A 10,886-nucleotide genomic window follows, 5' to 3' on the forward strand; every position below is an offset into this window, starting at 1 on the left:
GCAGCCCAGGCGGCGTTCGGCCTCGTCAGCATCGCCCGCATCGCCGTTACGGGCGGCGACGGTAGCGGCCCCGAACTTGCGGGAAGGACAACGGTCACCCCCTGCGGCGGCTGCCGCCAGTCGATCCTCGAAGCCGCCCAGCTGTCCGGGCGCGATATCGAAATCCTGTGCGCGAGCGGGGACGGCAATGCTGTCGAAGGGCACGCCATCAGTGCGCTAATTCCGCACGGCTTTGGTCCAGCGAGTCTGCACGTTTCGGCCTAAGCCAGTTTGATCTCGCGCAGCCGCTCGGCGAGATAATCGTGGGCGGTAATCGGGGGCCACTTGGCCTCCTCGCCCGCCGGCACCGTCCCGGGTAACGCCTCGATCAGAAAATCGGGGCGGAAGTGGAGGAAGAAGGGCATCGAGAAGCGCGCGTGGCTCGCCCGGTCGGGGGCTGGATTGACGACGCGGTGCGAAGTCGAGCGAAGGCGGCCGTTGGTCAGGCGCTGCAGCATGTCGCCGATGTTGATCACCAGCTCGCCCTGCTTCGGGCTGACCGGGATCCAGCGGCCATCCTTCGTTTTCAGTTCCAGTCCCGCCTCTTCCGCCCCGAGCAGCAGCGTGATCGTGTTGATATCCTCATGAGCGCCGGCGCGGATATGCTGGCCCGTCGGCGCAGACTGCGGCGGGTAATGCAGTAGCCGCAGCACCGAATTGCCGTCGCGGACGGTATCGGTGAAATAATCCTCGTCGATGGCGAGATAGCGGGCGATGGCGCGCAACACCTTTACCCCGACCGCATCGAACGCGTCGAACAGCGTGAGGAAAGTTTCGCGAAAGCCGGGCAGTTCGCTCGGCCAGATATTGTCCGCCATCATTGCGCGGAACCGATGGCCCGCCGCCAGCTCCCGTCCGACGTGCCAGAACTCCTTGAGGTCGTGCGCCTGCGCGCCCTTGGCGGTCTCGACCCCGAATGCGGTGTAGCCGCGCGATCCGCCGCAACCGGGGACGAGGTATGCGCCCTTGATCTGTTCGGGCAGCGCGAAAAAAGCCTTCGCTTGCTCCTCGGCGCGTTCGATCAGCGACTGCGATATGCCGTGGTCACGGACGATGGCGAAACCGTAATCCTCGAAGCTATGGCCGACGCTCTTAGCGAAGCTCGCCGGGTCGCGGTCGGCGGCAGTCAGGCTCAGGGATGCGATATTGTCTTGCATGTCCGGTGTCTTAGCTCGTGATCAGCAGGCCCGCCAGCGCCGCGCTCATCAGGTTCGCGAGGCTCCCTGCCAGAAGCGCGCGCAGGCCGAGGCGGGCGATCACCGGTCGCTGGTTGGGCGCAAGCCCGCCCGTGACCGCCATCTGGATCGCAATCGAGCTGAAATTGGCGAAACCGCACAGCGCGAAGGTGACGATCGCGCGGCTGCGGTCGCTGAGCAGCGCCGCCGCGCCCTGCGGATTGCCAAGGTCGATGAAGGCGACGAACTCGTTGAGCACGATCTTGGTGCCGAACAGCCCGCCGGCGGTCCCGGCTTCGGTCCACGGCACGCCGATCAGGAACATCACCGGCTTGAAGATCCAGCCGACGATGCCCTGGAAACTCCACCCGTCCTGACCGAACCAGTGGCCGATCCCGCCGAGCAAACCATTGGCGAGCGCAACCAGCGCGACGAACGCCAGCACCATCGCCCCGACCGCGACGGCGAGGCGGACGCCGGTCTGCGCCCCGGCGGCGGCGGCCATGATGATGTTGGCCGGGCGCTCGCCTTCTTCGAATGTTTCCGCGATCTCGACACGATCGGGCGCATCGCCGCCCTCGAGCGGGAGCTCGCCGTCCTTGGGCAATCCGTCGGGCATGATGATCTTGGCCATCAGGATTCCGCCCGGTGCCGACATGAAGGCTGCGGCGAGGAGATAAGGAAGATATTTGTCGCCGAGCAGGCTGGCGTATGCGGCGAGGATGGTCCCCGCGACGCCCGCCATGCCGACCGTCATTACGGTGAACAGCTGTGGCGGGGTCAGTGCGGCGAGATAGGGGCGAATGACCAGCGGCGATTCGCTCTGGCCGACGAAGATGTTGGCAGCAGCGCTGAGGCTTTCGACTCGGCTGATCCCGGTGACCCAGCCGATCGCCCCGCCAACCCAGCGCACGATCCGCTGCATGATGCCGAGATAATAGAGGATCGACACCAGCGCCGCGAAGAAGATGATCACCGGCAGCGCGGCGATGGCGAAGGTGTTGGCGAGTGGGTTCCTGGCGGTCGGCCCGAACAGGAATTCGGTGCCCTTGCCGGCATAGCCGAGCAGGTCGGCCACCCCCGACGACATCCCCTCGATCGCCGCGACGCCCCATGGCGTATGCAGCACGATCGCGGCGATCGCGGCCTGCAACGCGAACGCGGCGCCGACGACCCGCAGGCGGATCGCGCGGCGGTCGGTCGATGCGGCCCAGGCAATGACGAGGATGACGACGATGCCGACGATGCCCAGCAGCGATTGATTCATGAACACGCTTCCCCGGCCCTACCAGACCATTGCTTGTGACGCATGGCGCGCGGCGGCGTCGAGCAATTTAATTGCTTCGTCCGGCGTGTCGGCGACGAGTAACTGACCCCGCCGCGCCGGTGAGAGGAAGCCCGAAGACGAGACATGATCGAGAAAGCCCGTCAACCCGTCCCAAAAGCCGTCGACATTGACCAGGCAGAACGGCTTGGCGTGATAGCCGAGCGCGTTCCACGACCAGGCTTCGAACAGTTCGTCGAGCGTCCCGATCCCGCCTGGCAGGCACAGGAAACCGTCGGCCAGCTCGGTCATCTTGGCCTTGCGCTCGTGCATCCCGGCGACCTTGTGCAGCTCGGTCAGGCCGGTGTGTGCGACTTCGAGGCCGACCAGCGCTTCCGGAATCACGCCATAGCTCTTCCCGCCCGCAGCGATGACCGTATCGGCGACGATCCCCATCAACCCGAGCCGGCCGCCGCCATAGACGAGGTCGATGCCGTGCGCCCCCAGCGCGTTGCCCGTAGCGCGCGCGGCGTCGGCGAATCGCTCGTCGCTGCCTGGCGCAGAGCCGCAGTAAACCGCGAGGCGCTTGAGGTTCACAGCGCGACCATCGCTTTAAGGTCCGCTTCGGGCCGCGCGCCGAAGTGCGAGATGATCTCGGCCGCCGCGATCGCCCCGGTCCGCAGCTGCCGCGCCAGCCCGACACCCCTGCACCGCGCGGTCAGGAATCCGGCCGCGAACAAGTCGCCGGCGCCGGTAGTGTCAACCAGCGTCGGGATCGGCGCGGCGGGGATGTCGATACGCTGGCCCCGTTCGACCGCGATCGCCCCCGCCGGCCCGCGCGTGATCACCAGCGTCGGCACCTTGGCCGCCATTTCCGCCAGCGCGCCGTCCAGGTCGCTGCTCGCGGTCATCTGGAACAACTCATCCTCGTTGGCGAACAGCAGGTCGACCCCGCCCGCTTCGATCATGCGCGCAAAGCCCTCCTTGCGGCCGGCGATGCACACGCTTTCGGACACAGTGAAGGCGACTTGCCGACCGGCGTCATGGGCGATCGCGACGGCCCGCTCCATCGCCCCGCGCGGGCCTGCGGGTCCCCACAGATAGCCTTCGAGGTAGAGAATGCTGGCGGCGCGGATCTGCGCCTCGTCGAGCGCATCGGCGCGCAATTCGTGGCTGGCGCCGGGGCAGGTGTTCATCGTCCGCTGCGCGTCGGGAGTGACCAGGATAAGGCAGCGGCCGGTCGGAAGGGTCCCACTCGCCAGCGGCGGCGTGTCGAACGCCACGCCGAGCGCATGCATGTCGTGGGCGAAGATCTTGCCGAGCTGGTCGTCGGCGATCTGGCCGATGAACGCCGCCTGCCCGCCCATCGCCGCGACCCCGGCCATGGTGTTGGCGGCCGACCCGCCCGACGTTTCGCGCGCGCTGCCCATCGCCGCGTAGAGCGCATCGGCTTGGCGCGGCGAGAGCAGCTGCATCGACCCCTTGGGCAGGTCGTGCTCGGCCAGGAATGCCTCGTCGCAGGTCGCGATGACATCGACGATGGCGTCGCCGATGGCGAGGATGTCGAGGCCGGGGGAGGTCACGGCTGACGCCCCTACCCGCTTGAAAAGGAAGCGGTCAATGCGGGCTTGCCGTCGCCGCTGTAGGCGCTAGGCCTCCCACGATGACCGAAACAGCATCGCCCCGCGCGATCACCCCGTCCCTCCTCGCGCTCGCTATCTTCTATGGCGGAATGGTGTGCATCGCCGGTGTGCTCGGCAACAAGCAGGTCGCGCTGGGGCCGCTGGCGGTCGAAGGCGGCATTTTCGCCTTCCTGATGCTGGTCGCGACGTCGAGCGCGGTGGCCGAATTGCACGGGCGCGCGGTCGCCAACCAGCTGGTGCTGTGGGGGTTCGTCCCGCTGGTCGCGTCGGTGTTGCTGGCATTGCTCGTGCTCGTGCTGCCGGCCTCTGGGTCGATGCAGCCCGCTAGCCTGGCAGCGTTCGACACCATCATGGGTTCGACCCCGCGCATCTGGCTCGGCGGGATCACCGCCTATGGCTGCTCGACCCTGCTCAACGTCGCGATCTTCAGTCGGTTGAAGCGGGGCGGCGGGTCGCTGTTGTTCATCCGCTCGGCGGTGGCGAGCATGGCGAGCCAGATCGTCGACACGCTGATCTTCATCACCATCGCCTTTTACGGCGTGTTCCCGATCGGCGAATTGCTGCTCGGACAGATGCTGGCGAAGGTCGTGCTGTCGGCGGTGGTCGTCCCGCTGGCGATAGTGTTGCTCGTGCGCATCGGTCGGCGACTAGATCACAGTCGCAACTAGCCAGCGGCTTGTTCCGGATCGGCCCATTTGCTTTAGCGCCCCCACGAGTCGCGGGGACAAGTGACCGGAAAGCGTGGTTTTTCACCAGGATGAAGGACGAGGCCAGATGGCTTTCGAGTCGTCATCGCCTTGTCTCATTCCGCCGCTAGCAGCCCCCGAGCCTGAGTAATAGATTCCAAGGCATTGGGGACAATCGTGAACAAACTTCTTCTGCTCTGCACGGCCGCGACCATCGTCGCGCCAACCGCCGCCCTCGCCCAGTCGACCGGGTCGGTCGACTTTGAAAAGGACGTCATCGTCGTCACCGGCACCCGCGCCAATAACGGCGTCAGCGGCGTCGTCGTGCCCGATTCGACCAAGGCCAAGGCGGTCATCACGCAGGAACTGATCGCCCGCCAGAACCCCGGTCAGACGATCCTCAACACGATCAACCTCGTGCCCAGCGTCAATTTCACCAACAATGATCCCTATGGCGGATCGGGCGGCAACATCCGCATCCGCGGTTTCGACGGCAACCGCATCAGCCTGACCTTCGACGGCATTCCGCTCAACGACAGCGGTAATTATGCGATCTTCGCCGGCCAGCAGCTCGACCCGGAAGTGATCGAAGAGGTCAACGTCAACCTGGGCGTCACTGACGTCGATTCGCCGACCGCCTCGGCCGCCGGCGGCACCGTCAACTACCGCTCGTTGATCCCCAGCAAGACGCCGGGCGTACGCGTATCGGGCTCGATCGGCGACTTTGGCTACCACCGTATTTTCGGCTTGCTGCAGACCGGCACGCTGACCTCGTTCGGGACCCGCGCCTGGGTGTCGGGCAGCTATGCCAAGAATGACAAGTTCAAGGGCCCGGGCAAGATCGAGAAATCGCAGTTCAACGGCAAGATTTACCAGCCACTGGGGACTGCCGGCGACTTCATTGCGCTTGCCGGCCATTATAACGAGAACCGCAACAATTTTTACCGCAATCCGTCGATCACCGACCTGCGCGGTACTTTCGGGTCGACTGTGGTTCCCGCCACCGCCAGCCCCGACGCGCCGATTTTCGTCGGAGATTATAACGATACTCAGCAGAACGCGCTGTTCGCGTTCGAGAATCTTGCGAAGTGTAACCGCACTGTCGGTGGCCGGGGTGTCCAAAACGACAATGGGGGCACCGGACCGAATGGGACCCTCCCGGCAGACGCCGCCATTAATGGCTCGACCGCCAATAACCCGGCCAACAGCAGCAGCTGCTCAAATTTCTACGGTGTTCGGATCAACCCTTCGAACACCGGCAACATCCGTGGCTCGTCGCGCTTCACGCTGGCCCAGGGCCTGGTCCTGACGGTCGACCCCAGCTATCAATATGTCCTCGCCAACGGCGGCGGATCGACCGCGTTCAACGAGTTTGATGCTCAGCTCAAAGGCTCTGCAACGACCTCGGCCGGTGTCGATCTCAACCGCGACGGTGACACGCTCGACCGCATCCGCCTGCTGACGCCGAACAATACCAACACCCACCGCTTCGGCCTGACCAGCTCGCTGATCTGGGACATCGGCCATAATCACCGCGTGCGCGTCGCCTATACCTATGATCGCGCGAAGCATCGGCAGACCGGCGAATATGGCTATCTGCTGGCTGACGGTCGTCCGTTCAACAATTTCGGCGGCCGTGGCGAAGGCCCGGTGCTCGATGCAGCGGGCAATATCCTGCAGCAGCGAGACCGCACTTCGATCGCTCTGCTGAACCAGGTAGCCGGGCAATATGTCGGCTGGTTCATGGAGCGCAAGCTGCGGGTCGAGGCGGGCGTGCGCCGACCCTTCTTCCAGCGCAACCTTGACCAGCATTGCTACACGTTCGCCAGTGGATCAGGCTTCGCCTATTGCACCAGCCAGGTTCTCGGAGCGACGCCGATAGCCTTGCCGGCCAACGGCAACTATGTCGTTCCCGCCAACTTCGTGCCGGCATTGGGGGCGCAGGTCCCGACGAACGCGGTCTATGCCCCGTTCAAGGCGAAGTATAAGTTCGGTAAGCTGCTTCCCAACGTCGGCGCGACGTTCAAGTTTACGCCCGAAGTGAGCATGTTCGCCAGTTATGCCAAGGGCTTCTCCGCCCCGCGGACCGACAATCTCTACCGCCGCCCGGTGGTCCAGGTGACACCGGAAGAAACCAACGCGTTCGACGTCGGTCTGCGCTACACCTCGCGCCAGGTGCAGGCTCAGGTCACGCTGTGGGATATCGGCTACAAGAACCGGATCGTGTCGTCATATGACCCGGATCTCGGCATCTCACTCGACCGCAACGTCGGCCGGGTCAAGAGCAAGGGTGTCGACGCGAGCATCGCGTTCAAGCCGATAAAGCAACTCTCGCTGCTCGCGATCGCCAGCTACATCGACGCGAAATTGCAGCAGAATGTCGAGATCGGCTCGGTAAAGGGTGTCGCAGTGCAGCCGGCGCTGCCGGTCGGCACCATCTATTGCGCCGGTGCGCCCACCGCGATCGGCCAAGTGGTCACGACCTGCGCTCCGACGGCGGGCAAGCGCGTCACCGAAACGCCGAAGCTGCAATATGGCGGCCGCATCGGACTCGAGTTCGGGCCGGTATCGATGGGCTTGCAGGGTAAATATGTCGGCAAGCGCTTCGCCACCGACACCAACGACGTCGTGTCGAAGGGCTATGCCACGGTCGATTTCGACGCTCGTGTGTCGGCCAAGCCGCTTGGCTTGGAAAAGACCTATTTCCAATTTAATGTCATCAACATCACCAACCGCTTCTATTTCGGCAATATCAGCACGCAGATCAACGCGGCGGGTAACCCGAACTTCTCGATCGGATCGCCACGGACCTTCATCGGGACGCTGAACGTCGGTTTCTAAACCGGTCCGCGACTGTGAGTATTGGCGCCGCTTTCCACGGGAGGTGGCGCCGCTTTCTCTTGCTCAACCGTCGTAGTCGACCGTCACGCCGTCGCCCTGCGGCACCGCTTGGCAGGTCAGGATATAGCCAGCCGCGACTTCGTCCTTGCTCAGGCCATAGTTGACCAGCATCCGCACTTGGCCGCCGGTCAGCTTCGCCCGGCACGTCGCGCACACCCCGGCCTTGCAGGCATAGGGCGCGGAGAGACCGGCGAGCCGCGCGCTGTCGAGGATATTGCCGGCGGCGGCATCGAACGGGATGCGGCGGCGGCGGCCCTCCAGCGTGACCTCGACCTGCAAGCCCTCGGCCTTGCGCCGGGCATCGCCGAACTCGGCCACTTCCGCACCCGACAGTGCGCCGACGCTGAACCGCTCGACCAGCACGTGATCGGGATTGACCCCGGCGTTGATCAGCGCGCGCTCGGCGGTATCCATCATCGCGCCGGGGCCGCAGATGAAGGCGGCATCGACCTGTGCCGGGTCGACCAGCGTGTCGAGCAGATGCGCGATCCGCGCCTCGTCGAGGCGGCCGTTGAACAATTCGATGTCGTCGGCCTCGGCGGTCAGGAAATGATAGAGCTGGAGCCGGGCGAGATAGCGGTCCTTGAGCGCCGCCAGCTCCTCGAGAAACATGATCGAGCTTGAGGTGCGATTGCCGTAGAGCAGGACGAACTGGCTGTCGGGTTCGGTCGCGAGGCCGGTGGCGAGCAGCGACAGGATCGGGGTGATGCCCGATCCGCCGGCGAAGAACAGGTAATTGCGCGTGGCGCTTGGCGTGAACTCCCAGGTGAAGGCGCCATGCGGGGCGAGGGTTTCGATCGTGCCACCGGGGGCGAGATGCTGCCGCGCCCAGGTCGAGAAAACGCCCCCGTCGAGCTGCTTGATCGACACGCGCAGCGGGCCGGCGGGCGCTGGCGTACACAGCGAGTAATTGCGGCGGATGTCCTCGCCAGCGATCTCGGCGCGAAAGGTCAGATGCTGGCCGGGCTTGAAGCGGAACGCATCCACATCGTCCGAAGCAAGCGTGACGGTGATCGCGTCGGCGGTCTCGGGGCGGACGTCGACGATCGTCAGCGCGTGGAAATGCTCGGTGGTCAGTGACATTTGAAGCGGTCGAACGGCTCGAGGCAGGCGGTGCAGCGCCACTGCGCCTTGCACGGAGTCGAGCCGAAGCGGCTGACCTCGACCGTGTCGGTCGATCCGCAACGCGGACAGGTAGGAGTGGTCGCGAGCGACGGCGGGGCGATGCCATAGGCTTCGAGCAGCGCGCGGCCCCTCGCCGTAATCCAGTCCGTGGTCCACGGCGGCGACAGCTGACTGACGATCGGCAGGTCGGCGAAGCCGGAGCGGTCGAGCGCTTCGCGCAGCATCAGCGCGATAACCAACGTCGCCCGGCCCACGGGGTATGTAGGCGGGATTAGCAGCGCCGGAGGATCGTGGCGGACACCGCGCACGATGCCCAGTTCAACCAGCGGGACCGCCGGGATCTCTGGATCGGGGACATCGGCAATCGCGGCCATGATCGCGGCTTCGTCGAGCATCGGGCGGGTCGCGAGCGTCACCATGTCGCGTCGGGATAGCTGCGCGGGAGATGCTGCATCAGCGCGAGGAGCGGGCCGAGATGCTCGCTGTGGTGGCCGTTGCGGCCGCCGGTGACGGCGCGCGGCATGACCGGCTGCGGGAGCCCGGCCTCAGTGAGCACCCCAGCGATGGCGGCATCGAACGCCGGGCGGAGTGCGGCCTTGTCGACACCGACCCCGCTCGCGATCATCGCCTCGTCCACTTGGTCGATGACGAACAGTTCGTCGACAAAGCGCCAGTGCCAGTCGAGCCCGTCGATCATCCGCTGGCGGCTCTCTTCGGTGCCGTCGCCGAGGCGGATGACCCAGTCGGCCGACAGTTCGACATGATAGCGGACTTCCTTGACGGCTTTGGCCGCGATCTCGGCGAAACGCGGATCGGCCGAGCGGGAGAGCGCATCGTAAAAGGCCACCTGATAGGTGGAAAAAAGCCATTGCCGCGCAATCGTCTGGGCAAAGTCGCCATTGGGCTGCTCGACCATCAGGCAATTGATGAAATCGAGCACGTCGCGGTGGAAGGCGAGCTTGTCGGCGTCCCTCCCCTGTCCTTCGATCGCCCCGGCCAGGCCGAGGAACAGCGTCGCCTGCCCGATCATGTCGAGCGCCATGTTGGCGAGGCTGAGATCAACCTCCAGCGCCGGCGCATGGCCGCACCATTCGCCGAGCCGCTGACCGAGGATCAGCGCATCGTCGCCCAGCCGCGTGGCATAGTCGAAGAGCGGATCGGCGGCCTTGCGCTCAATCTCATTCGCAATCGTCGGGAGCGTAGCCATCAGATGTGCGTGACCACGTCGGGGATGTCGTAGAAGGTCGGGTGGCGATAGATTTTGTCGTCGGCGGGTTCGAACATTTCGCTCGCTTGCGCCGGATCCGACGCGACGATTTCCGACGAACGGACTGCCCAGATGCTGACCCCCTCGCTGCGCCGCGTATAGGTGTCGCGGGCGTGGCGGATCGCCATTTCGCTGTCGGAGGCGTGGACCGAACCGACGTGGCGGTGGCTCAGGCCCCCGCGGGCGCGGATGAACACTTCCCATAGCGGCCAGTCGCGGCTTGCCCTCGCTTCGCTCATCAGGCGGCCTTTTTTGCCTGCCGCTTGGCCTCGTGCGCCGATGCCGCTTCACGCACCCAGACGCCGTCGTCCCAGGCGGCGCGGCGAGCCTTCATCCGCTCTTTGGCGACGGGCCCCTCGCCGCGCACGACCGCATAAAACTCGTCCCAATCTACCATGCCATAGGCATAACCCTGCCTGGACTCGTCCCAAACGAGATCGGGGTCTGGCACTCTTAGTCCCAAAAACTCGGCCTGTGGCACGCTGATGTCGACGAACTTCTGGCGCAAATCGTCGTTGGTATCGCGCTTGATCCGCCACCGCATCGACTGCGCCGTATTGGGGGAATCGGCATCCGGCGGGCCAAACATCATCAGGCTCGGCCACCACCAGCGGTTGAGCGCATCCTGCGCCATCCGCTTTTGATCGGCGGTGCCATTGGCCATGGCGATCATGATCTCATAGCCCTGGCGTTGGTGGAAGCTTTCCTCCTTGCACACGCGCACCATGGCGCGGGCGTAAGGGCCGTAGCTGGTGCGCTGCAGCGGGACCTGGTTCATGATCGCGG

11 protein-coding genes and 1 pseudogene are annotated in these 10,886 nt (G+C 65.2%); 3 read left to right on the top strand and 9 right to left on the bottom strand.

Translation table 11 applies throughout. The annotated features are described in order from the left end of the window. A pseudogene (locus RMN84_RS10875) lies at positions 1–264 on the top strand (cytidine deaminase); the annotation flags it as partial. Here the strand turns inward: RMN84_RS10875 and RMN84_RS10880 are convergent. From RMN84_RS10880 to RMN84_RS10895, 4 genes are read right to left on the bottom strand one after another with little or no spacing between them, the layout of a single operon-like run. Then, positions 261–1,196, bottom strand: coding sequence for a 2-oxoglutarate and iron-dependent oxygenase domain-containing protein (locus RMN84_RS10880; protein ID WP_309612193.1), 936 nt, complete (start codon positions 1,194–1,196; stop codon positions 261–263). The pseudogene RMN84_RS10875 and the gene RMN84_RS10880 overlap by 4 nt on opposite strands. A gap of 10 nt (positions 1,197–1,206) precedes the next feature. Then, entirely contained in the window at positions 1,207–2,481 is a 1,275-nt protein-coding gene (locus tag RMN84_RS10885) for a nucleoside transporter C-terminal domain-containing protein (protein WP_309612194.1), read from the bottom strand. An 18-nt stretch (positions 2,482–2,499) separates the two neighbouring features. Beyond that, on the bottom strand, positions 2,500–3,075 hold the full coding sequence (locus tag RMN84_RS10890) for a TIGR00730 family Rossman fold protein (RefSeq protein ID WP_309612195.1): 576 nt from the start codon (positions 3,073–3,075) through the stop codon (positions 2,500–2,502). Next, complete coding sequence (locus RMN84_RS10895) at positions 3,072–4,061, bottom strand: adenosine kinase (RefSeq protein WP_309612196.1); 990 nt, start codon at positions 4,059–4,061, stop codon at positions 3,072–3,074. The genes RMN84_RS10890 and RMN84_RS10895 overlap by 4 nt, the downstream gene beginning before the upstream one ends. A gap of 80 nt (positions 4,062–4,141) precedes the next feature. Here RMN84_RS10895 and RMN84_RS10900 point away from each other — a divergent pair, with 80 nt between their 5' ends. Both RMN84_RS10900 and RMN84_RS10905 read left to right on the top strand, forming a co-directional pair. Continuing rightward, complete coding sequence (locus RMN84_RS10900) at positions 4,142–4,789, top strand: queuosine precursor transporter (RefSeq protein ID WP_309612197.1); 648 nt, start codon at positions 4,142–4,144, stop codon at positions 4,787–4,789. Between the two features lie 195 nt (positions 4,790–4,984). After that, a complete protein-coding gene (locus tag RMN84_RS10905; RefSeq protein ID WP_309612198.1) occupies positions 4,985–7,648 on the top strand; it encodes a TonB-dependent receptor domain-containing protein in 2,664 nt (887 codons plus the stop codon). A gap of 63 nt (positions 7,649–7,711) precedes the next feature. Here the strand turns inward: RMN84_RS10905 and RMN84_RS10910 are convergent, their stop codons facing one another. The 5 genes from RMN84_RS10910 to RMN84_RS10930 all read right to left on the bottom strand — a co-directional run. Next, entirely contained in the window at positions 7,712–8,791 is a 1,080-nt protein-coding gene (locus tag RMN84_RS10910) for a 2Fe-2S iron-sulfur cluster-binding protein (protein ID WP_309612199.1), read from the bottom strand. Next, positions 8,782–9,249, bottom strand: a complete 468-nt coding sequence (gene paaD / locus RMN84_RS10915) for a 1,2-phenylacetyl-CoA epoxidase subunit PaaD (RefSeq protein ID WP_309612200.1) — start codon at positions 9,247–9,249, stop codon at positions 8,782–8,784. Before paaD ends, RMN84_RS10910 begins: the two co-directional genes overlap by 10 nt. Further along, positions 9,246–10,040: a 1,2-phenylacetyl-CoA epoxidase subunit PaaC gene (paaC, locus tag RMN84_RS10920; RefSeq protein ID WP_309612201.1), complete on the bottom strand. Its 795-nt coding sequence runs from the start codon at positions 10,038–10,040 to the stop codon at positions 9,246–9,248. Before paaC ends, paaD begins: the two co-directional genes overlap by 4 nt. Beyond that, positions 10,040–10,339: a 1,2-phenylacetyl-CoA epoxidase subunit PaaB gene (paaB, locus tag RMN84_RS10925; protein ID WP_309612202.1), complete on the bottom strand. Its 300-nt coding sequence runs from the start codon at positions 10,337–10,339 to the stop codon at positions 10,040–10,042. The genes paaC and paaB overlap by 1 nt, the downstream gene beginning before the upstream one ends. Next, positions 10,339–10,886 (bottom strand): Phenylacetic acid catabolic protein (locus RMN84_RS10930; protein ID WP_309612203.1); only part of this gene is annotated, 548 nt, incomplete at its 5' end. The genes paaB and RMN84_RS10930, both read right to left, overlap by 1 nt.

This window comes from Sphingomonas sp. (assembly GCF_031380695.1).
GTDB lineage: Bacteria > Pseudomonadota > Alphaproteobacteria > Sphingomonadales > Sphingomonadaceae > Sphingomicrobium.

Bases quoted from the DNA above. Each gene is read 5' to 3' on its own strand.
- RMN84_RS10880 (WP_309612193.1), bottom strand. From the start codon at position 1,196: ATGCAAGACAATATCGCATCCCTGAGCCTGACTGCCGCCGACCGCGAC.
- RMN84_RS10900 (WP_309612197.1), top strand. From the start codon at position 4,142: ATGACCGAAACAGCATCGCCCCGCGCGATCACCCCGTCCCTCCTCGCG.
- RMN84_RS10910 (WP_309612199.1), bottom strand. From the start codon at position 8,791: ATGTCACTGACCACCGAGCATTTCCACGCGCTGACGATCGTCGACGTC.
- paaB (WP_309612202.1), bottom strand. From the start codon at position 10,339: ATGAGCGAAGCGAGGGCAAGCCGCGACTGGCCGCTATGGGAAGTGTTC.
- paaC (WP_309612201.1), bottom strand. From the start codon at position 10,040: ATGGCTACGCTCCCGACGATTGCGAATGAGATTGAGCGCAAGGCCGCC.
- RMN84_RS10885 (WP_309612194.1), bottom strand. From the start codon at position 2,481: ATGAATCAATCGCTGCTGGGCATCGTCGGCATCGTCGTCATCCTCGTC.